We start from the raw sequence: 21,446 nt of genomic DNA, 5'->3' as shown, positions 1-21,446 counted from the left end.
CATGTCCTGTTACGATGGATTGGAATGAAGATGTCTTTGGCGATATTCATTATATTTATCCCAAAGAATATTAAAAATGCCCCAGATAAAAAGAATAATGGCCATAATACTATTAAATGAAATAACATCATTATAAGCACGAACCTGTGCTTCACGATTAACGATTTGTGCTAAAGCCTGTTGTGCCTGAACCTGATCCTGTACAGGATCCGTCAGTGTACTTTTATAAGTGGCCTGATATTGTTGTAAGCGCATGGTAACGTTGGCATCGGTACTGTCTAGATTGCGCTGAATATCCTGTTGATAAAGTTGTACCCGTTGCTGTTGAAAGGTGGAGTAAAATGAAGAACCAATCAATCCACCAAAATTTTGTGTGGCTGCGAACAATACAATAAAAGTCACAGCATGATTGGGACCACCTGAGCGTAATGCACGACCAAATCCAATTAATAATAAGGGACCAATGAATAAACCGCTGGCGAAAGAAATTAAAAATTGGCTATAAAAAAAGTCTTGTGGACGAACATCACTGGTGAGATGGGCATCGAGTCGGCTGGCAATTAAAATCAGGAAAATAGCGAATAATAGCTGCCAGATGGTTCTCTCACGTGAGAAGGTGATTGCACTGCCTACACAACCAAGTAATATGCCTGAAAATATAACGATATACAGACCTGTAAATTGATCCTGTCCCATTCCCATGGTTTTTAAAAAATTGACCACAGCATAACTTTGTTCAGAGAGTAAAAAGCGTAAACCCAGCGCACCAATAATAAACCGTATGGTTGGCCAAGTTCCTAACCATCGTGTCATGATCAAAGGATTGCGACGATGATGTTCATAACCAAAACCAAGCAATAACAGGGTAAACCCGGCAATCAGACAATAGGCCAATTGGGGATCATTAAACCACCAGACAATCGGACCCTGTACCAAAACAGCACATAAAAATGCAAATCCCGGCGCCAACAGGAAAAAAGTATAAAAGTCCTCTTTTTCGAATACGGCAACCCGTAAGCCACGCGGAAGTTTGAGTGAAACGACCATGGCATAACAACAAATCGCTAGGCCAAGCTCAAAAGTATAGAGTGTTGTCCAGTCATTGACATTAATCAAATAGGGTGAGAGGATCCAGGCCAAAGGTAAACCCAGTTGGCTAAAGCCAAAACCGATATATAATCCTCGAATACGGTGTGTAGCACCAAAAGCCTGCATCACATAATACATTCCCAGCGAGCTGAGCGGTGCAGCAAGAAGACCGCTCATTGCCCGTACAAAGAGTGCCATCTCGTAATTTTGTACAAAAATATGTAGCAAGATCAAGGCCATATAGCCAAGCAGGGCGATTTCGGTAAACAGTCTTAAACCATATTGTTGACGGGCTTTAAATAAAATTAAATTAGCACTGATGTTGGCCATGACATAAGCCGCAGGCAACCATGCCGTTTCAAGCGGAGTAAGACTATATTCACCCTGAATCTGGGGGAGGTTGGCGGTGATAAAACCGGTTCCCAAACCACCAGTAATGGAAATAAAAATACCAATGACGAGATAAAAAAAATGTGTGGTTTTAGAATGTGTAATAGAAGGCGGTGAACCTGGTAACGTTGGACGTTCTTCTGCGGTCCAGTCTGGGGGTGTTTCCAGAAGTCGGGGCGTATCCGTCATCTTTTTCTCGTCAGGTAAATGCCATATCCGTTATGGGCATTAAGATCAATTTTAGTATATTAAAGATATTTTGATGTAAAGGAGAAATAATTTATATTTTTTCTGTTATTAAAGCGTTTCAATGCACTAAAGAAATGACTTTATTAGTATATTTAATCTACATTCATTGTTATAATAATTCGCTATTTTGCCTGATAAAATATTGATTGCCCGGTATGTTATATTCTTTAGCTCGCCCAATATTATTTAAACTTGAAGCAGAACGTGCCCATGAGGTAACGTTATCCTCATTAAAAACTGCCTATAAACTGGGCATAATTCAAAGCACCTATAAACAATATCTCAAACCTGTGATCTGTATGGGGATTACTTTCCCAAATCCTGTGGGTCTGGCAGCTGGACTGGATAAAAACGGGGATTATATTGATGCTCTAGCAGCGCTGGGTTTTGGTTTTATCGAGATTGGTACCATTACACCGCGTCCACAATCAGGTAATCCTCATCCACGACTTTTTCGTTTGCCTGAAGCCAAGGCGATTATTAATCGCATGGGGTTTAATAATGATGGTGTCGATAAACTGGTTGAAAATGTCAAGGCTGCCCAATATAAAGGCGTATTGGGGATTAATATTGGTAAAAATGCTGATACACCGGTTGAAAAAGCAACGCAGGATTATCTGATTTGCCTTGATAAAGTCTATCAATATGCTTCTTATGTTACGGTAAATATTTCCTCGCCAAATACCAAAGGGCTACGCAGTTTGCAAAGTGGTCATGCATTAACAGAATTGCTTGGTACTTTAAAAAGTAGACAGCTTGAACTGGCTGAGAAATATGGCTTTTATGTGCCGCTGGTATTAAAAGTTGCACCTGATCTGGAAAATGAAGACATTGAATTTATTGCAGGCGAGTTATTAAAGTTCCAGATTGATGGATTGATTGTGACCAATACCACCTTAAGTCGTGAAGGGGTGGAAGGTTTAAAACATGCCGAAGAACAGGGTGGTTTATCCGGTGAACCGGTATTTAAGAAAAGTACTCATTGCTTGACACAATTCTCCAAAATTTTACAGGATCAGATTCCCCTGATTGGCGTGGGCGGGATTTTATCCGGCGATCAGGCGGCATTAAAACAGGCTGCTGGTGCAACTCTGGTACAATTATATAGTGGATTGATTTATGCTGGTCCAGATTTAATTGCAGACTGCGTCAAGACCATGCATTAAGCCTAATGCACTTATTTAAACGATGAATAACATTGATCTCGTCATCTTGGTATTGTTACTGTTGAGCAGTATAAACGGTTTGAGACAGGGCTTAATTCATGCACTGGCGAATTTGATCGGCTGGGTTTTGGCCCTGATTCTGGCGATTCGCTATAATGAGCAGGTTCAGCCTTGGATGGCATTATTAACTGATGATGTCACTCTACAAAAAATTGCCGCTTTCGCCGCGATTGTCATGCTGGTAATTTTATTAACATGGATTGCCGGATACTTTCTACATCAAGTGTTTAAAAAGTTAAAATTGTCGTGGTTGAATCGTTTGGCCGGTGGTACTTTTGGGTTGGCAAAAAGTCTGGTGGTATTTCTGGTGTTAATTCATACCTTAAATCCGTGGTTTGCCGAAAGTAAAACCTGGAAAAACTCAAAAATGATTGCTTTATTGCTGCCTTATGCGGCTCCTGCAACCGCATATTCAAAAGAAATTGTACAAATAACGACTGACAAACTAGAAAACCAACAATCTGATAAGAATAATCATGGTCAAGGTGGTATAATGCGGAACTCAACGACTGACAACAGAAGTCAGGTTGATAATCCATTTCAGTAAACTCCCTAGCTGGTCTGCGAGGTCATTATGTGTGGTGTGGTTGGTATCGCTGGTAAATCACCTGTAAACCAATTGTTGTACGATGCTCTGACGATGTTACAACATCGTGGGCAAGATGCGGCAGGGATTATTACTTGTCACAATGGTCGCCTGTATTTGCGTAAGGACAATGGTATGGTACGTGATGTATTCCATACGCGTCATATGCGTGCCTTACTTGGTAACTACGGGATTGGTCATGTGCGTTATCCTACAGCAGGATCTTCAAGTAGTGCAGAAGCACAACCTTTTTATGTTAATTCTCCCTATGGGATTTCTCTTGCACATAATGGTAATTTAACCAATGCAGATGAAATCCATAAGGATTTATTTAATACGGATTTCCGTCATATCAATACAGATTCTGATTCTGAAGTCTTGCTAAATGTCTTTGCTCACGAAATGCAAAAATGTGGCAAGGTTGATCCAAGTGAACATGATGTATTTAGTGCGGTGACCCGTGTCCATGAGCGTTGTAAAGGTGCTTATGGTGTAGTGTCATTAATCACCGGACATGGCTTGGTGGGCTTTCGCGATCCAAATGGTATTCGTCCATTAATTTATGGTTCACGTACCACGGAAGCCGGCGAAAAAGAATATATTATCGCTTCTGAATCGGTTGCCATTACCGCGCTTGGCTTTAAAGTTGAACGTGATATCGAACCTGGTGAAGCCATTTTTATTAATGCCAATGGCAAACTATTTACCAAGCAATGTGCAGAACATCCGAAATATCGTCCATGTATTTTTGAATATGTGTATTTTGCGCGTCCGGATGCAACACTTGATGGGATTTCGGTGTATAAAGCTCGTTTAAAAATGGGTGAAAAACTTGCACATAAAATTTTACGTGACTGGGGTAAACAGCACGATATTGATGTGGTGATTCCTATTCCGGATACCAGTCGTACATCTGCTCTGGAACTAGCGAATACGCTGGGTGTGAAATTCCGTGAAGGATTTATGAAAAACCGTTATATTGGTCGTACCTTCATTATGCCGGGACAGCAGCAACGTAAAAAATCCGTACGCCAGAAATTAAACCCGGTTGAGCTGGAGTTTAAAGGTAAAAATGTCTTGCTGGTGGATGATTCGATTGTCCGTGGAACCACCTGTGAAGAAATTATCCAGATGGCACGTGATTCCGGCGCAAAACAGGTTTATTTTGCTTCGGCAGCACCAATGGTCAAATATCCAAATGTCTATGGTATTGATATGCCGGCCAAATCTGAATTGATCGCTTCAGGTAGAACTGTAGAAGAGGTCCGTCAGATAATTGGGGCAGATCGTCTGATTTTTCAGGATCTCGAAGATCTAAAAGAAGCTGTTCGTACTGTTAAAGTTCCTGATGTTACCGAGTTTGATTGTGCAGTATTCGATGGTGTCTATGTGACTGAAGGGATTGATGCCAATTATCTGGCACGTCTTGAGAAAAATCGAAATGATATTGCGAAAAAGTCTAAAGATAACTATATTGATGTCAATGTCGATGCAGCTTCTGTAGATTTAACCGGTATTCGTGAAGATGCATAATGTCGTTAAGATGAAGTGACTGGTTCACTTCATCTTATTGGCAAAAATTAAAGTACATGGAGTAAAAGACTTTAAAAGAACATTAGGACAGTAATGCCAAAAAAAAATATCACAATATTACTTATTTCCTTCCTTGTTGTTACTCTGGCAGTAACAGGTATTCTTAATTTAATTTTTGGTTTAATTGTTCATTTCTTCGATCAGACAACATCAATTTGGTGGCATATATTAAGTCCGATTGTGGTGATTTTTATGTTGATTCTGATTTTGGGGTCCGCCTTATTTAAAACCTGGGCTTATCAAAAAAATGGACAACGTATTGCAAAATATCATCAAGCAAAAAGAATCGAACCCTTTAATTGTGTGCCAGAAGAAGCTCTTGCATTTAAAATTAATCTGGAACTTGCTGAAAGTTGTGGTGTCTATCCCGCACATCTTTATGTCTTTGATGAAGAATTGGGGATTAATGCATTAACTGTTGGATATACAGAAAAAGATGTCAGCATTATTTTGACATGGGGTGCTTTGCAATCCATGAATCAAGATGAATTAAAAGGTATGCTGGCACATGAGTATAGCCATATTTTGGCAAATGACTATGTCGAACATACACAGCTCGAAGTATTGTTATCGGGATTTTTGCTGATTGGTCAATTGGGTAGTTATTTTATTGTGCGAGGCACAAAACATAAAACCTTATTAATTGACAGTATGTTTGCAGCAGTCTATGTGGCATTAGGTGGTTTTATCTGGTTGCTTGGTTGCTTGGGGGTAATTGCCAGCCGGATACTAAAATTTATCATTTTTTATCATCGTGAACTTAAAACCGATCTGGCTGCCTGTGAGCTGGTTGATCAGCAATATTTGCTACATGCCCTGACACGGATTTATGTTCATGATCGAGGTTCCCATATCTATCGTACTGATGGTGAATCCATTGCACATTATTGCTTTGCCAATGCCTTGAGTGAACAAAGCTGGTTTAAGATTCATCCGTCCTTAAGTCGACGGATCAATTATTTACATCCTGATTTTGGCCGGGTAGCGGTAATCGAAAACAAAGCATCAGAAATCAACTGGCAAAATTTGATCTCAAAATTATTATTGCCAACGAATGAAGAAGTCTTACTGGATGCACTAAATGCACAACATTGGCAATTGCCCCAGCAACTTCCATATTTAAGATTATCGCCGATTAGTTTTACCGTAAAAGATGCGGTAAGAGCATTAAGTCCGGAAATTCGTCAATCCATGGAGCGTCCGGAACTTTTATTAAGAGCCATGCAGACTGCCACAGGTTGCCGTGAAGTCATTGTGGCAATTTTTATGATTCGGCAATATCGAGATTTCATTCCCGAAGATGCACAGGTTAGTCAGGCCATCATTGAAGCATTGTTAAAGCTAGATGGACGGATTCATATACAGATTTTCTATGAAGCACTTAGACATATCGACAATATGCCCACCATTGCCAGCCGACAATTTCTAAATCGTATCTCACAAATTATTCAGGCAGATGGTGAGATCGGTCTATTGGATTGTTTGTTACTGGAACGTGTGAAGGCAACACAAAGTATGCTAGATGATGCCTTGATTGTTTCCAAAAAGCACTGTACTCAGGCAATTGTACATCTGGTTGATGCGATTTTGCATGTCCAGCAAATCAATAGTCATAATCAGTTAAGAGTTCATCATAATATCCTTAAACACATACTGATGCATGATGAATTACAGCATTACGCTACAATTACCGATCAACCGCTGGATCTTGCTAATAGCTTGCGTCTGGTTTCCGGTTTATTGGTTCGGGAAAAACTGTATTTATTAAGCGTAATTGAACATGAGTTGTGGTCTGAGCGGGTGATTACTCAAGATGAATTAGATGTACTGGAATTACTATATTGGCGTTTAGGCTTTGAAACAGAGGAAATGGTCAACCGTATGTTAAAACAGAGTAGTTTATTGATTTTATGATGATTAATTAAGCATTTGATTTATGAGTACTTGCCAGACTAAAGTTTTGATGGTATCTTTCGCATCAGCTTAACAAGCAACATAGAAATAGAGGATTGGTGTAATGGTAGCATGACGGTCTCCAAAACCGTTCGTCAAGGTTCGAGTCCTTGATCCTCTGCCAAGATTCAAAAAAACCTGTTGAAATATAACAGGTTTTTTTTATGTCTAAAATTTTAACCCACATAATAGCCCACATAAAACTGTTGATTGGATAGGTTAAAATAGTAATATATAGGACAGGTAAAGCATATAAAAAAATAACTTCTGTTATAGCTCTAGGATTTATTAAATACAATGATACTTTCTATACCTAATTTTTATTTATTTTTTAATCATTAGGCCTTTTGCGAAAGTTAAGATTTTACATTCATTCTATTTCCCAATGATGCGATTACATTCATTCCTAATCTGCCATTACATATTGACAGTATACTAGGGTGTGTTACCAATTAAGCCAGATTAAAGTAGAAGCAAGATAGATTGCTGACAAAAAATTCTAATCCAATTTATCATAATGTGTAGCAATAGCATAAAACTGCTTAAGCTTGGTAAAAAAGTTTTCAATTAGATGTCTTGCCTTATAAAGATGCTTATCATAATCACGTTGATGAATAAGATTGTTTTTGGCTGACATAATAACTTGAGCATTTACTCCAAGGATCGGATCAATCACTCGATCCATAGAGTTGTAAGCTTTAATGATAAGTCTACCAATACATCGGCACAATTTAAATCGTGAACCTTCTAGCAGTTAGATAAAATCCTGAGGGTTATAAGGCATCAGTACGTGCATGATTTTTTGTACTCAAGCTGCCTTTACTGCATTCTATATCTGATTTTTTTCTGCACTGTGTTTATGAGTACGTAATATTCTTGAGTCCAGCATTACATATTCATTCGCTGTGCTGTGACAGCACTTCAAAAATCCTCTGCTATACGCCTGCTTTAGCCCAGCAGCTAAAGCGTGTATGTACCACTCTAAAATTACAAAATCGATCTGGTAAGCCTCGTCATGGAATACCCGAGCGATAACGATAGGGTCCCGCCTCAACAAATAATCGGTTATCTTTAGCCATTACTCTAACCGTATCAGCCAGTCTAGGTAATAAATCTTTAATTTTTCCTCTTAATCGTATTTTAATGTATAGCATTTAGTCATAAGATCATGATATAGGTTTACTAAATATTTTAAAGATAATTAATAACATTTCATAGGTTGAATATTGGTTAAATATTATTAATTTTTTAATTTTATTATTCTTAAATTAATTAAATAGTATAATTTAAAATTATTTTATAAAATTAATTTAAATAAAAGTATAATTTAATCCTTAAAAAGGATAAACTATACATGTTTTAAGTTGAAAAAATATATATAAGATATTGATATGGAATGATTATATGAGAATTAAACTTGATGTCATGATTGATGAAATAGAAATGCTTTTTGACGAATTAAATTTACATATCAATTTTTTTGATACTAAAACCACTTTAATATCATTTCCTGTACTGTGTGACGGGAAATTTGAATTTTATAAAAAAATTGAAAAATTTATTGCAATTATTAATAAATATAATTCTAATATTTTTAGGTGTTTAGGTTTGAATAATACTGGTAATTTTACGTATTCGGCGACTCCTTTATCACAAATGATTAATCCTTTTGATTTTTTGTATATACGCCCACCTTCTGCTCCAAGTGATGAATATCCACTTCAATTTCCTACGATTAGTAAAAATGTTCAACTCTTTATGCAACTACTTTGGGAGTATAACAGTAATAATCAGGCTACCTTGAGTCCTGATTCTATGATAAATAATACTAATGTAAATCCTGTTTATCCACAACCCATTCAGGATATTCAATTATCAGATAGACAAAAACATCAAATTAACAATTTTGCATTTGCTTTGAAGAGCCAACTACATAGTGAAGAAAATCAATATTATTTTAATGAAACTCAACGAAAAACCAATCAGAAATACAAAGATTTTTGTATTTATTTTGATCATCTCATACAAAAATTTGATGATTTGACATTTATATCTTTTGATTTTTGTTTGGGGACAGATGGAAGTTTAATAGAGGTTAACACGGCTAATGGAGAAAAAAAGAACATATTGACGTTCAAGGCGCAGTTTTTAAATAATGCTAGAAATATTGATCCATTGAGCCGTATGGTAGGGTATATGGGTAAGTGGGAGTACAACAATGTACAAGGGCTTTATTTCCGGATGATTCTCATTTTTCCAACAAATAAAGTCGGTGATATTAAAACTCTTCAATATCAGATAGATAATTATTGGTGTGATACCCTTACCTTAGGGGTTGGATTATCTCACCATTCACATATAGCATCTTATCCGAAAAAATATAGAAAAAGTTTTTGTAAAATAAAAGCAGGGCAATCAAAGGATATAGAGCTTTTCAAACAGCGAACAATTGGTTATTTGACTAAATCAGAAAAATATTACAATCCACCTGAAATACGTCAAAGATTGAATGATCTCTCGCAGAGTAAAGAGTCTAGTAGAGAAACCAGTATTGTTTTTAAATCAAAAATAAGGAAAAATTGATTTATGCACATAGCCAATTTGAAAAAACATGCATAGGAATAACTTTAGCCTAGCATTTTTTCATAAATCTCCCACATTATCCCAAAGGATCAATGTACCTAAGTCTAGTACAAGGATGTATTCTATACAGAATACCTAACAGGTTTTTAATCTTATTCACTATCCATCTATTACTAATATATTATATGTAAAACATATGCTTAGTTTACTTAAACTATCAATAAAAGCTTATGTTACAGACATCATCCTAATCCAGTAAAAAATAACACATTTACCCTTTGTATGTATAAATAGCAAAGGGTAATGGAAATGGTGTCTTGCAACTTAACGCATGAATCAAATGTCTTGATTGAAATTGAACTGTTTATGACAGAAATAAATCAATGTTGGGACTTGTTTACAATTGAAGCATTAAAAAGCTATCTACTTGAATTAGTGTCAGTATTTAAAATCTTCTATCATGATTACCATTATTCATATCCGATACAATCTTTTGTTTATGTTGTAGAGATGATTGAACAAATGTTATCTGGTCAAGGCTATGAGCAAATCATGAGATTCAGTAATGAAAAAATGATGCACCTCATTGGAATCGCTCAATACTGGATGCAATTTTATACAACAGGATGTTATGAGCGATATCGTCAGGAACAACGTAATCAGCAGAATCTAAACCACTATCTACAACAACTGATCAATCATTATGCCAGATTGTTATTTGTTCGTGTGGATTTGGCTTATCAACCTGAAAACCATCAATATATAAATGTTGAAAGATTTATTCATGATATAAAAACTTTATGTAATCGCATCAGTAATCAGGATACCTGTTTTCGTGATTTACAGGGTTATGCCTGGGCATTGGAGCAGGGGATAAGCAAAGGCTACCATTGCCATCTTTTACTGATATACGATGGTAATCGCCATCAGAACGATTTTGGGATTGGTCTACAGGTCAGTCAATGCTGGAATGAAATAACGTATAGTTTGGGAACTGCATTTGTCTGTAATAGTCCTGAATATAAGGCAGGGTTTCGTCAAATGGGAACATTGGGGATTGGTATGATTCATCGGGATAATCCTATACAAGTCACTAATGCGTTAAACACAGCCCAATATCTGGTTAATCCAGAGAAACAATCACAACATCTTCGCGCTAAACCCACTGTAAATACACGAACGTTTAGTACAGGGCAATTTGATGTGGCGTGGCGTAGAGGTATATAAATCATCTCATCCCAAATAATTTCAGAACCATAACATCCTAATGAGAATCATGAAACTCTTTATCGAGTTTGCTTGAGTCACTGTAATGACCTGCCTTTCACGCAGGTTTTTTTATGTCTGGAATTTAAGGAAATAATAATGAGTTTGAAATGTCCATTCTGTCAGTCAGAACAGGTTGTATTGATTGAAAATAATCCTTCACCAACCAATGCCATGGCAAGTATGGCTTCTCCAGCAACACTGGCTGCATTAGGTGCAACCGTTGCCAAATCATTTAACTTGCCGCCACTGGTTGGCGGTGTTGCCGGTACGGTATTAGGTGGACTGGTCAATATACTGACGGAACCTGAGCCTTTACAACCGATTAGTCTGTGTTTTTGCCAGCACTGTTATCAACGCTTTCCATCGACTTTATTACAGCAGTCTTAAATCAGTTTGAACTGAAACCCATACCACTATTTAAAAAGGAATCTATCTTATGGCACATCAACTTGAACAAATGGCCTATGTCGGTGAAACGCCATGGCATGGTCTGGGGAATCAACTCAGCCCTAACCAGCCGATTGAAGTCTGGGCAAAAGAAGCCGGTATGGACTGGCGGATTGAATCCTCAGATGTCAGTTATATGGCAAAAAATGAACGGGGGCAAAGTATTATCCTGCCTTATCAGGAACAACGGGTACTATATCGCTCTGACAGCCATGCACCGCTATCGGTGGTTAGTCAGCGTTATCAGGAAGTGCAGCCTCATGCCATTCTGGAATTTTATCGGGACTTAACTGAGCAATCTGGTTTTGAACTGGAAACCGCAGGCGTACTCAAAGGTGGCAAGAAATTCTGGGCTTTAGCCAGAACAGGGCAATCACATGCTTTACGTGGGGGTGACGTCAGTCATGGTTATATTTTATTGGCAACGGCTTGTGATGGCACATTGGCAACCACGGCACAATTTACCGATATTCGGGTGGTGTGTAATAACACGCTGGCGATTGCATTAAAAGGTAAACATGCCAATGCTGGCGTAGTTAAAGTACCTCACAGTACTACCTTTGATGCCGAAGCTGTAAAAACCCAGCTCGGGATCTCTGTACGTGTCTGGCAGGATCATATGTATGAAATGAAACAACTGACCGAACGTAAAGTCAGTCAGAGCGAAGCCGCAGCCTACTTTGATGCTGTGTTTAACAATAGTAGTCTGAGTATTGCCGAACAGGACGACAACCTAATCCAGTTTTATCGCAATGTTTCTGATCAGGCCAAAATCCAGTCAGGCAATAAAACTGAACCCAATGGTCGAGCCATGTCTAAAGTGATGGAAATGTTTAATGGTCAGGGACGTGGTGCGGAATTATCCTCAGCCAAAGGTACAGCCTATGGTCTGCTGTGTGCCATGACCGAGTTTGTTGATCACGAACGTCGTGCCATGAGTACTGACCACCGACTTGATTCAGCATGGTTTGGTGCTGGTGCCAATCTTAAACAACGCAGTCTGGAACAAGCCTTAAGACTGGTGGCTTAAGCTTGTACGGTGCAGACCGTACAAGCTACCGATCAAGCTAGCGTACAAGCTGAGTCAATTGCACTAAAAAAATAGAAGATCGATCTTGCCATGTCCTTTCGGGGGCATGGTTTTTTTATGCCCAAAATCCGTATTCATTTAATTGCTCTTTTATCAGGAATACTCTTATGAATCTCATCGCTTCTTCAACCACTACACCTCCTGCATTGCCTGTCGTACACAGTCTGGCCAGTAATGATGCAACGTATCCACCTCATCTAAAAGATCAGGCAGTCAAACAACCACTTCATGCCAGACGTTTGGCTGAAACCAAAGGCATGAGCCGTGAACAATGGCTACAGGTCAGAAAGCAAGGCATTGGCAGTAGTGATGCTGCCGCAGCCTGTGGACTTAATCCGCATCAGTCCATGCTGGAACTGTGGATGATAAAAACAGGTCGTATGCAACCCTCGATTGAACAATTAGAGGATCATCACTATTCACCTCTGTATTGGGGGCATCAGCTTGAACCACTGATTGCACAATATTACCAACAACGTACAGGTCATAAAGTCAGACGAGTCAATGCCGTATTGCAACATGCCGATCCTGACTTGTTCTTTATGCTTGCCAATCTGGATTATCGTGTGGTCGGTAGTGATGAAATCCAGATCTTGGAATGTAAGTCCATTGGAGAATGGGGTGCCAAACGCTGGAAAGAGGGTGTGCCACTCTATGTATTGATTCAGGTACAGCATCAACTGGCAGTGACTGGTAAACAGGCAGCGCATGTTTGTGTTCTCATCTGTGGACATGAGGCAAAAATCTTTCGTGTTGAGCGTAATGAAACAGTGATTAAACGATTGATTGCCAGTGAACGGATTTTCTGGGATTGTGTGGAGAAGGATATTCCACCCTCAGTCGATGCCAGTGAATCAGCAGCTAAAGCATTGCAATTGTTATATCCGCAACATCAACCGTTACACACTGTAGATTTTCGCAATGTGGTAGGGATTGACCAGCTTTTCCCTGATTTACTCAAAGAGAGTCAATCTCTGGCTGATCATCAGACCAAGTACGATTACCTGAAACACCGCATTCAGGCGTTGATGAAAGATGCAGAAAAAGCCATTTTTAGTCAAGGTAGTGTGACGTGGAAACGATCCAAAGACAGTCTGGTACTGGATCAAAAGGCTGCGTTACAGGAAAAGCCGGAATTACTGCAACAGTATCCACAAACCCGTCCGGGCAACAGACGCTTTAATGTTTATCCTGCCAGTGCTCATTCATCGGATTAATCCCAGTCAAATTTCACCGCTGCCACAAAACGCAAAAAAAAGCAAAAAACCGTCCCCAACCTGCCCACCCCGATTCGGGTGAGCAGGTCATAACTGACGGCTTTGCTTTATTTTCTATCGATTTTTTAATGTTCTGTTTACTTACATAGTAAACACTCATCTGTAAAATTTTACTAAAAGGACATTCTCATGATTAAAGGTCTTGCCATTACACCACCCGTATTGGGTCGCATCAGTATCGGTAAAATAGTCGAAAAGAACGGCAAACGATTACCTGAAAAAGATGATCAATTTACCATTACCAGTCAGATCCAGAACAAGGACGGCTGGGTCAAACATCCACTGGATGAACAGCTTCGAGCTAAAGCCCCTAACCAAAAACTCAGAAGTATTCCGGTACGCATGATTTTTAATGATCCGGAACTCAATCTACGGGCAGAATATACCTTGTTTGATCGTCAGACTGGCCGACCGGTCTGTGTTGGCAATGGGGAAACCTGCCAGCGACTCACCCAACAAGGTGTAGAACAATTACCTTGTCCATCACCGGATTTATGTCCTTTGGCACAAGGTGGACAATGTAAACCTTATGGTCGTTTGCATGTTAATCTGGATGACAGTGATGAACTGGGTACATTTATATTTAGAACCACAGGTTACAACAGTATCCGTACCCTTGCAGCAAGGCTTAGTTATTACCATGCCGCATCAAGCTGTTTATTGTCTTGTTTACCACTGCAATTGACTTTAAGAGGAAAATCTACCACCCAGAGTTATCGTACCCCGGTGTATTACGTGGATTTAACCTTGCGTGACGGGATAAATTTAAAAGATGCCATTCAGATGGCACAGGAGCTGGATCAGCAGAGCAAGGCGGCAGGGTTTGAACAGGATGCACTGGATTATATTGCCAGAGCTGGGTTTAACAATGCGGTATTTGAACTACAAGAGGACGAAGGTATGCAGATTGCCGAAGAGTTTTATCCGGAACAGATTGAGCAAATTGAACCATCACAACAGCGATCATCGCAACCACAATCCAACATTCATGAGGCTTTAACGCTACAACAGGGATTAAGGCAAAGTGTACGCTCTGTCACCTGAATAAAAAGAGAACGGCTGGACTGTTCTCTTTTTTTGGGTTTGTATATCATTGGAAAGATAAGCTAATTGCTTGAAATATCTAGACTAAAATCACCTTGATCTGTGATGAGTTCAATATCAATCACCTGATCCCCACGACATCTCAGTAGATAGGAAACGGTTGCACTATATCTCATGGTGACAGGTAATTTGCTTTTAAAATCGCCTGTATAAAACCCACAATGCCCTCGATTGATTTTTAAGTCTTGTAATACAAAATCCCGATCATCTGTAGATTGAATTTCCAGCATATATTCGATAGCCCCCGGTACATTAAATGCAGATTGGGATTCCCGACCATATATTCTGGCACGAACATTAAAACTTTGTGGTTCTGGTTCCACAGCATCATCATTATTAAATTCAGAATTATCTGGATCAAGGTCAGCCTCCATCATGGCTTGAAGAGATGCACTATCCAACTCCCAAATCTCTAGATAAAACTGCGCTTCCTTGACAACCGCAGGATGAAACTCTGCTTCATGCTCGACAATATACTGCAATCTATTGACCTTGCTGTACACTTCGTCTGTAGTGTATGGTGCATATTTGGATGGTTGACTATTCGTAGATGTACTAGCAGGAACTGTTATAGCCTGATCAGTTTTACGTTGCTGAGCTGGTTGATTATTCTGATTACATGCCATCAACAGTACCGATGAAAATACAAGGTATGTAGTGGATTGAACGGTTGACTTCATTGCATTTACTCCCTCATCGCTAGTTTCTAGGGCGCAAAACAATAAAGCCAATCACAGCCAGTATTAATAATCCACCAATGAACTTACCAACACCCGGGAACATCATGGCGGGCCAAAATATTCCTTGTCCCAGATTAAAACCAAAAGGTTTATAGTTATACTGTCCCCAGAAGTGTTGATAGATGGCATATAGCACACCAATACCAAAGTAAGTACTAATCAGCCAGACTTTAAAATTTTTGTCCATTTATTTTTCCCCCGCAGCATATTTCGCTAAAGCATTAAAAAGCAACATTAAAATAATAAAACCCAAAAAGGGCAATCCAAACAAAGAGATGAATGCGATAAAGCAGATCAGTCCAGCAAGGATACGTAACATGGCCTTACTCCTTCATGCATTGATAGCCAGCCTGAATCATGTCGTTCTGGAAACTTTGACTTTGTTCCATTGTATAAAGTTGATTGACCAAATCATCTTTGCCATATTTTTTTTCGAGTTTTTTATAAATACATTTACAGGTTGAACCTTCAACCCCACCCATTTTACAACCACTGACGAATTGACGTTGCTCTTTACTGGAGCAACCTGAAAGTGTTACAGCTAAAAGTGCAATAGATAAATAAGTTTTCATTGTGATCCCATGATTTGATAGTTGTGATAAATCGTCTTTATTCAGCGTGCATGGCTTATCAATAAACAGGCATAAGCGGTCTTTGATATGTTTTAGATATCTTTGAATTGGTCAGGCTGAATAGATCAATAAATTGATTAGGCCAAAGGAAATGGCTGTCTCGAAAACATGGAATCAGGGGGGAATAATGAGAATAAGAAAATTTGAGTCATGGCGACTACTCCTTAGCTAAGAAAGAAGCTCTACCAGATCACTGCTAAATGATGGTGGCAGAACGAAAGCGGGTTAGCAGACTGATAGCTAAGAATCAGCACGCACGAAGCGTCCCCCTCCCGTTCCACCGCAGAGGGGCACGAGAAAGCACGTACGAGAAACACAAAAAACGTGTAACGCTATACGCTTAGCTAAAACGGTCTGCTAAAACCGGCTGACGATGTAGGTCAGCAGAGAAATGATAAGTTTATGGGGGGAGTTAGTCAATTGAAATGCTACGATTTATTGTGAAAAAACAGGCTAAAGTTTTATGTTTTATATGGAATCTAGGCAACTAGGTGATAGATATAAATCTAAATCAAATGATTTCAAGGCTGTTAAGGGTTTTATCCGTATGGGCTTTTAGTTAAAAAAATACAGCAACCCGTATGGTATAGAGAGAAATACCTCTCAATCACCAACTGGGAGTTTTAACCATGCAATCTACTGAATATCAATACAAAATTTTTAACATTAAAACTGTGATTGAAGTAACGGCATTAAGTCGTTCAACTATTTATGAAATGATTAATCCCAAGTCCAGATATTACGATGAAACTTTTCCTAAACCTGTTCGTTTAACAGAGGTTCGAGTGGGTTGGGTATCACAGGAAATTTATGATTGGCTTGAGGTGAAGATTGCTAAGCGAGAAGAAGCTTAAATAAGGTGAAAAGTTTCCTTTATTTTTTAGATTGAGAAATGTTCATATCAAAACATAGCCAATTCAGTCTAACTGGCTGAATTGGTTATATTAATGTATTGATAATCAGAGTTATCAGTTGTACGAGTGGATATTATTGGTGGCAATAAAATTAGATTGATTGCTGTGGTTATTTACCAAGTCAAAAGAGTATATATCCGTCATGTACTTTCCCATAAAGAATATGACAAAGGTTATTGGAAAGAGGACTAAGTATGAATGCAATGATTAAACAAACAGTTGAACATTGGCACTATGTCTCTCCGCTGCTAAGCAAACCTGATAATCAGGAAGACTTCAATACTTTGGTTGAAGCACTTGATGATTTACCCGAAGTCGCAACTCAATCTGTGATTTCAGAAATTTTAAACGGCAAACGCCAGCTTAATATTCGCCATATCAAGGCATTAACTGAAGATTTGATGTTTCAGCAGATACGTTTTTTTAATTGGAACTTAATACATTCAAACTAAACCAAAGCCTATAAAGTTAAAACTTCTTTAACGATATAGGCTTTATCAATGTCTCAAAACACTGAAAATCAAATTCCAGATACCAGCTATGCCGTAATTGATATTATTGGAGAACCTTCAAATTTATCTGTATAGCATTTTGTTGCAATTTCAGATAATGAACCCACCACAGAACGAGAAGATAAATTAAGAAATGACCAGTCCGTTGATAATGTTTTCAGCTATGCTACTTATGATGAACATAACAATTACGGTCATCTTTAAAGGATTACAGGGAGTTTTAATATAATCTAGCCAAAAATTCTACTTAATATTCAAAAAATGAAGCACAAAAATGCTTTGATTTGAATAACTAGCAGATATGGGATGAAAATTATTAATAATGCTTTGTCAGACAATCTTCCAGTGAATTTATTCGGTTGTTTTTTATGCTGGTGTACAAAAATTTTTCTTAATAAAAACAATATAAAATGGTATACTTATTTTGGATAAAGCTTGTTATAAAAGCATAATAAAATATAGATAGTTGCACGTAATATTTAAAATTCGAGTGTTTAATGATGAGTAGTTTAACTTTTAGCCCTAGACAATATTTAGAGCAGATATTAATAACTAGAGGATTAGCTTCTACTGATGCACGTGTGCTATATCAGTATCAACTGTCTTTTGTTGAATTTAAACAAATAGAAGACACACTTAAAAAGAGTTTTCCACTTCAAAACATAAACCGAATAGGCGATGAATGGGCTAAGTTATTTACACTATATGCTGCCGAGTGGTTTAGACGTGAATATACTGCAAAATGGACATGGGATCCGATTTTAACTTCCTTAGATATTAGAGATTTACCGGTAAACACCAGAAATGAAGTTGTAATCAAGGGACTGAGATTTTGGAAACGCCCGATTATTAAATATAGTAAGGCCAATAATTACTTAGGCTCGATTTTCAAAGAGGGTGGATTCCCCTCACGTTTGTTAAAAGAAGATGGAAATCGTTATATTTCAATTTTCCAAAAAGTGACCTCTTTATATTTAGATAATAAATCTCATATTGATGAGTTAAGAGCTGAGGTACAACAAGAATTAAAGACCTTACCACAAGCATTTGAGCATGATGAAACACTATCTTTAGTGCTTGATATTGTAAGATTAATTATCGAAAAAGTGGAAAGCTGTCAATTAACTGCACAGCAAGACCCAATTGTCACTTTAGATCAGCAATCTAGGCATTGGCGTAATGAATTTCCGTTGCCTATTGATGAAGATCGAACGATCGTAGATGTTTTTTTAAGAAATTTATTTAAGTCGGCCTCAGAAGAAATATCTAAGCATCATCAATTACGCCAAGCGTTAAAATGTACTCATAGCTTATCTGAAGATTTTAAATATTTATCTAGTACAATTTACTTGCCAGAAGAACTTTCATTTACATTAAGTGAAGATGTCGAGTTGCGACGCACACGTGGTAATTTGGTCATTAAAGAAGGGTTGAATCATAAAAGCCAATTTTTATGTACGACTTATCTTTCGCAGCAAAATAATAAAGTAATTGCAGAAATTAATAGAGGTTTTTTAAAAGACATATATCGTCAATTCCACAATGAAGCTTTATATCTATGTTTAGAGGTGGATGGAGTAGCACTCAGTCATATTGAATTAGAAGATACGGTTCTCGATTTTGACACCTTACCTATAGCTTTTGAAATACAAGAAAAACCAAAATATATTGCCCAAGGTGCTCTAAAAACCAAAGCACCTGAAATATTCATTAGTCTGCCAACTGGTGCAAGGTTTACCAGTGTAGAATCAGCAGAACTTTTTGAATCTGTAGGTCAGTTTTTAACATTTAAACTGTATAAAATTAGGGGGCAGCAACAGATATTGACACAAGATAATGATCAAATAATAATCAAATGTGGACATTCTGATATTGAATTTGAGCAGTTATTGTTTAGAAAAAATAATATCAGCCAATTAGAGACTTCCCCAAGTTTAGCATTTATGGGTAAGCCAGCATTAAAAACTTATGGCACACATACCTTATTTCGTGGGAATGATCAGATCGAGACTACCCCTTTGCATTTACTTTTAGGGCAGCAAATGCTGACTTTAAAAAATAGAAAAGGTGAAAGTTTATTAAAAAAGAAAGTGGTTATTTTGCCAAAACATTTTAAGGTTATGGTACAAGCAGGTGTGACACTAGATCAGGCTATACTTGATATTGAATCGGATGCAGAAATTCACATTGAAGTATCGAATTCTCACTCAAGCTTAGTGTATGAAAAGATAGGAATATCCTATAAGTGCCAAGTGAAATGTGCGGTAGTACCTTTAGCATTAAACTTAAAAATAACCTTTAAATTTGGTGGAGAGTGTATTGTTACTGTTCCGTTCCCTGCAAGAGGTTTTAAACTAATTAATGAGCAAAAAGAAGTAACATCAAAAGATTTAGTAATTCACGACTTATTGAATACTGAACTGCAAGTGTACTCCTATGACCGCGCGGCTAAGTTGAATTTTGATATTGTATTAAAAACAAAAATAAATCAGGGACATGCTGTACCTTTTTATCGTAAGAAAATAAAGGTTAAACAAGGCATTTCTTCTATTAATTTATATGAGCTAGTAGAAGATGTAAAAGGAGTTTTAGCCTTAGATGATGATTTGGATAGTTTTGTTGAATGCGCCATTAGCTATCATCACAGCGAAAAAAAATGGAACATTCGGCATTATGCACACCAACTTAATTGGGGTAAAAGTATTAAGGCTTATTATAACAACGAAGCTTTATTATCTTTTAAGCCTCAGGCTATGTCATTAGTGCAACCACAAGTTACACCTCTCGTTTTACTTGAAAAAAATGAATGGATAGGTAAGGTTTTTCAAGTTCCAGAATTGGATATGAGTCTTGCACCTTATTTATTAATACCTACAAAAAATTCTACATTGTTTAGAGCCAAGCTTATTCCAGAATTTGATTATCCTCAAGATAGTGAAATAGAAGCATTAACCGAGGCAACACGTAGTTTTGGTCAGAATAAACAATCGATTAAGCAGTTTATACGGACGTTGAATTATGACAATAATGAGGTATTTTGGAATTATGTGAAAACCTTATTACATGATTATGATCATTTGCCTTTAAATACTTTTGAAGTCCTAAAGGGTCTAGCGACAAATTATGATCAATTGGCTATTACTGTATTTAAACTTGATCTGTCTCTCGACATTTTACATCGTTTTGAAACTGAATTATCTGTACTATGGTTTTTAATACCTGTTTCATCTTGGCAGAATGCAACCTTACAAGTCATTCAATACTGGCAGAAAATGCTTGGTGATGATGGTACTTATGGTTGTTTAAAGGCAGAACATATTTTAAAAAAATTAAAAAATTTTACTCCTTTATTGGCTGAGTCATTCCATCCATTTTATTTATACAATCAACGTTCATTTGGACCAGGATACAATTTTCAGTTTTTAAATGACTGGATATTTGAAGGTAACTTTATAGGCGGTTTAGAAAAATCTGAGTATCAACGTATGTTGCAACGAAATCATAGTGCAACAGAAGATCAAGCATGGCCAACGGCACTTTCGCAGAATAAATGGGTTTACTTTGACTGTATGCAGAAGCTCCCTTTTAGTTGTCAATTGGCAAGTCAGTGGAATAAAGATGCGGTCTATTTACCATTTTGTTTAGCATATATGAACGTTAAGCATCATTCTAAACTGCAATTGAGTGCCTACGATATATTGCAACTTAAGCAAATCATTGCATTTGATGAGCAATGGTTTAATCAAATTTTTAGTTCAATTGTTAAATATTTAATTTTAGAAGCGAAGTAAC

At 37.6% G+C, this 21,446-nt stretch carries 17 protein-coding genes, 1 tRNA gene and 3 pseudogenes; 15 read left to right on the top strand and 6 right to left on the bottom strand.

All coding sequences use genetic code 11. The annotated features are described in order from the left end of the window. Positions 1 to 9: 9 nt before the first annotated feature. On the bottom strand, positions 10 to 1,668 hold the full coding sequence (locus tag CAP51_RS06740; RefSeq protein WP_087619996.1) for an MFS transporter: 1,659 nt from the start codon (positions 1,666 to 1,668) through the stop codon (positions 10 to 12). A 215-nt stretch (positions 1,669 to 1,883) separates the two neighbouring features. On the opposite strand from CAP51_RS06740, the gene CAP51_RS06735 reads away from it, so the two are divergent. The 5 genes from CAP51_RS06735 to CAP51_RS06715 all read left to right on the top strand — a co-directional run bounded on the left by CAP51_RS06735 (position 1,884) and on the right by CAP51_RS06715 (position 7,210). Further along, positions 1,884 to 2,894, top strand: coding sequence for a quinone-dependent dihydroorotate dehydrogenase (locus CAP51_RS06735; RefSeq protein WP_087619995.1), 1,011 nt, complete (start codon positions 1,884 to 1,886; stop codon positions 2,892 to 2,894). A gap of 22 nt (positions 2,895 to 2,916) precedes the next feature. Further along, a complete protein-coding gene (locus tag CAP51_RS06730) occupies positions 2,917 to 3,501 on the top strand; it encodes a CvpA family protein (protein ID WP_087619994.1) in 585 nt (194 codons plus the stop codon). A 27-nt stretch (positions 3,502 to 3,528) separates the two neighbouring features. Continuing rightward, positions 3,529 to 5,073, top strand: coding sequence for an amidophosphoribosyltransferase (gene purF, locus CAP51_RS06725; RefSeq protein WP_087619993.1), 1,545 nt, complete (start codon positions 3,529 to 3,531; stop codon positions 5,071 to 5,073). Between the two features lie 93 nt (positions 5,074 to 5,166). After that, a complete protein-coding gene (locus tag CAP51_RS06720) occupies positions 5,167 to 7,047 on the top strand; it encodes a M48 family metallopeptidase (protein WP_087619992.1) in 1,881 nt (626 codons plus the stop codon). An 89-nt stretch (positions 7,048 to 7,136) separates the two neighbouring features. Next, positions 7,137 to 7,210: transfer RNA gene (locus CAP51_RS06715), tRNA-Trp, on the top strand. Positions 7,211 to 7,933: 723 nt separating this feature from the next. Here CAP51_RS06715 and CAP51_RS17685 read toward each other — a convergent pair. Next, positions 7,934 to 8,240, bottom strand: a pseudogene (locus CAP51_RS17685) (transposase); the annotation flags it as partial. 250 nt (positions 8,241 to 8,490) lie between these two features. On the opposite strand from CAP51_RS17685, the gene CAP51_RS06705 reads away from it, so the two are divergent. From CAP51_RS06705 to CAP51_RS06680, 6 genes are all read left to right on the top strand, one after another. Next, positions 8,491 to 9,669 carry an inovirus-type Gp2 protein gene (locus CAP51_RS06705; RefSeq protein ID WP_087619991.1) on the top strand — a complete coding sequence of 393 codons (1,179 nt, stop codon included), beginning with the start codon at positions 8,491 to 8,493 and terminating at the stop codon, positions 9,667 to 9,669. Positions 9,670 to 9,978: 309 nt separating this feature from the next. After that, positions 9,979 to 10,896 carry a YagK/YfjJ domain-containing protein gene (locus CAP51_RS06700; protein WP_171294747.1) on the top strand — a complete coding sequence of 306 codons (918 nt, stop codon included), beginning with the start codon at positions 9,979 to 9,981 and terminating at the stop codon, positions 10,894 to 10,896. A gap of 138 nt (positions 10,897 to 11,034) precedes the next feature. Continuing rightward, positions 11,035 to 11,325, top strand: a complete 291-nt coding sequence (locus tag CAP51_RS06695; protein ID WP_087619989.1) for a hypothetical protein — start codon at positions 11,035 to 11,037, stop codon at positions 11,323 to 11,325. A gap of 49 nt (positions 11,326 to 11,374) precedes the next feature. Next, the gene (locus CAP51_RS06690) at positions 11,375 to 12,415 is read left to right on the top strand and encodes a DUF932 domain-containing protein (RefSeq protein WP_087619988.1); all 1,041 of its coding nucleotides are present in this window, start codon (positions 11,375 to 11,377) and stop codon (positions 12,413 to 12,415) included. Positions 12,416 to 12,582: 167 nt separating this feature from the next. After that, positions 12,583 to 13,692, top strand: a complete 1,110-nt coding sequence (locus tag CAP51_RS06685) for a YqaJ viral recombinase family nuclease (RefSeq protein ID WP_087619987.1) — start codon at positions 12,583 to 12,585, stop codon at positions 13,690 to 13,692. A gap of 189 nt (positions 13,693 to 13,881) precedes the next feature. Further along, on the top strand, positions 13,882 to 14,796 hold the full coding sequence (locus CAP51_RS06680; protein ID WP_087619986.1) for a recombination directionality factor: 915 nt from the start codon (positions 13,882 to 13,884) through the stop codon (positions 14,794 to 14,796). A 62-nt stretch (positions 14,797 to 14,858) separates the two neighbouring features. On the opposite strand, the gene CAP51_RS06675 is transcribed toward CAP51_RS06680, so the two are convergent. From CAP51_RS06675 to CAP51_RS06665, 4 genes are read right to left on the bottom strand one after another with little or no spacing between them, the layout of a single operon-like run. Next, the gene (locus CAP51_RS06675) at positions 14,859 to 15,536 is read right to left on the bottom strand and encodes a hypothetical protein (protein ID WP_087619985.1); all 678 of its coding nucleotides are present in this window, start codon (positions 15,534 to 15,536) and stop codon (positions 14,859 to 14,861) included. Between the two features lie 19 nt (positions 15,537 to 15,555). Continuing rightward, a complete protein-coding gene (locus CAP51_RS06670; RefSeq protein ID WP_087619984.1) occupies positions 15,556 to 15,783 on the bottom strand; it encodes a hypothetical protein in 228 nt (75 codons plus the stop codon). Continuing rightward, complete coding sequence (locus CAP51_RS17595; RefSeq protein WP_281249254.1) at positions 15,784 to 15,915, bottom strand: hypothetical protein; 132 nt, start codon at positions 15,913 to 15,915, stop codon at positions 15,784 to 15,786. It abuts the gene before it with no gap. 4 nt (positions 15,916 to 15,919) lie between these two features. Continuing rightward, positions 15,920 to 16,168 (bottom strand): hypothetical protein, encoded by a 249-nt coding sequence (locus CAP51_RS06665; RefSeq protein WP_087619983.1) that lies wholly within the window; start codon positions 16,166 to 16,168, stop codon positions 15,920 to 15,922. A 689-nt stretch (positions 16,169 to 16,857) separates the two neighbouring features. Between CAP51_RS06665 and CAP51_RS06660 the strand changes: the two genes are divergently transcribed. The 4 genes and pseudogenes from CAP51_RS06660 to CAP51_RS06645 all read left to right on the top strand — a co-directional run bounded on the left by CAP51_RS06660 (position 16,858) and on the right by CAP51_RS06645 (position 21,445). Further along, complete coding sequence (locus CAP51_RS06660; RefSeq protein WP_087619982.1) at positions 16,858 to 17,082, top strand: helix-turn-helix transcriptional regulator; 225 nt, start codon at positions 16,858 to 16,860, stop codon at positions 17,080 to 17,082. Between the two features lie 126 nt (positions 17,083 to 17,208). After that, positions 17,209 to 17,334: pseudogene (locus CAP51_RS06655) on the top strand (type II toxin-antitoxin system HigB family toxin); the annotation flags it as partial. Positions 17,335 to 17,336: 2 nt separating this feature from the next. Continuing rightward, positions 17,337 to 17,569: pseudogene (locus CAP51_RS06650) on the top strand (hypothetical protein). 585 nt (positions 17,570 to 18,154) lie between these two features. After that, positions 18,155 to 21,445 carry an STY4851/ECs_5259 family protein gene (locus tag CAP51_RS06645; protein ID WP_087619981.1) on the top strand — a complete coding sequence of 1,097 codons (3,291 nt, stop codon included), beginning with the start codon at positions 18,155 to 18,157 and terminating at the stop codon, positions 21,443 to 21,445. Position 21,446: the final 1 nt, after the last annotated feature.

Origin of the sequence: Acinetobacter populi (genome assembly GCF_002174125.1) — a bacterium.
Classification (GTDB): Bacteria; Pseudomonadota; Gammaproteobacteria; order Pseudomonadales; family Moraxellaceae; genus Acinetobacter; species Acinetobacter populi.
Note: the sequence above shows the minus strand (reverse complement) of the source record. Positions and strands in the feature narration are given on the sequence as shown.

Bases quoted from the DNA above. Each gene is read 5' to 3' on its own strand.
- CAP51_RS06740 (WP_087619996.1), bottom strand. From the start codon at position 1,668: ATGACGGATACGCCCCGACTTCTGGAAACACCCCCAGACTGGACCGCA.
- CAP51_RS06690 (WP_087619988.1), top strand. From the start codon at position 11,375: ATGGCACATCAACTTGAACAAATGGCCTATGTCGGTGAAACGCCATGG.
- CAP51_RS06705 (WP_087619991.1), top strand. From the start codon at position 8,491: ATGAGAATTAAACTTGATGTCATGATTGATGAAATAGAAATGCTTTTT.
- CAP51_RS06670 (WP_087619984.1), bottom strand. From the start codon at position 15,783: ATGGACAAAAATTTTAAAGTCTGGCTGATTAGTACTTACTTTGGTATT.
- purF (WP_087619993.1), top strand. From the start codon at position 3,529: ATGTGTGGTGTGGTTGGTATCGCTGGTAAATCACCTGTAAACCAATTG.
- CAP51_RS06665 (WP_087619983.1), bottom strand. From the start codon at position 16,168: ATGAAAACTTATTTATCTATTGCACTTTTAGCTGTAACACTTTCAGGT.
- CAP51_RS17595 (WP_281249254.1), bottom strand. From the start codon at position 15,915: ATGTTACGTATCCTTGCTGGACTGATCTGCTTTATCGCATTCATCTCT.
- CAP51_RS06730 (WP_087619994.1), top strand. From the start codon at position 2,917: ATGAATAACATTGATCTCGTCATCTTGGTATTGTTACTGTTGAGCAGT.
- CAP51_RS06685 (WP_087619987.1), top strand. From the start codon at position 12,583: ATGAATCTCATCGCTTCTTCAACCACTACACCTCCTGCATTGCCTGTC.
- CAP51_RS06675 (WP_087619985.1), bottom strand. From the start codon at position 15,536: ATGAAGTCAACCGTTCAATCCACTACATACCTTGTATTTTCATCGGTA.
- CAP51_RS06680 (WP_087619986.1), top strand. From the start codon at position 13,882: ATGATTAAAGGTCTTGCCATTACACCACCCGTATTGGGTCGCATCAGT.
- CAP51_RS06695 (WP_087619989.1), top strand. From the start codon at position 11,035: ATGAGTTTGAAATGTCCATTCTGTCAGTCAGAACAGGTTGTATTGATT.
- CAP51_RS06660 (WP_087619982.1), top strand. From the start codon at position 16,858: ATGCAATCTACTGAATATCAATACAAAATTTTTAACATTAAAACTGTG.
- CAP51_RS06645 (WP_087619981.1), top strand. From the start codon at position 18,155: ATGAGTAGTTTAACTTTTAGCCCTAGACAATATTTAGAGCAGATATTA.
- CAP51_RS06700 (WP_171294747.1), top strand. From the start codon at position 9,979: ATGGTGTCTTGCAACTTAACGCATGAATCAAATGTCTTGATTGAAATT.
- CAP51_RS06735 (WP_087619995.1), top strand. From the start codon at position 1,884: ATGTTATATTCTTTAGCTCGCCCAATATTATTTAAACTTGAAGCAGAA.
- CAP51_RS06720 (WP_087619992.1), top strand. From the start codon at position 5,167: ATGCCAAAAAAAAATATCACAATATTACTTATTTCCTTCCTTGTTGTT.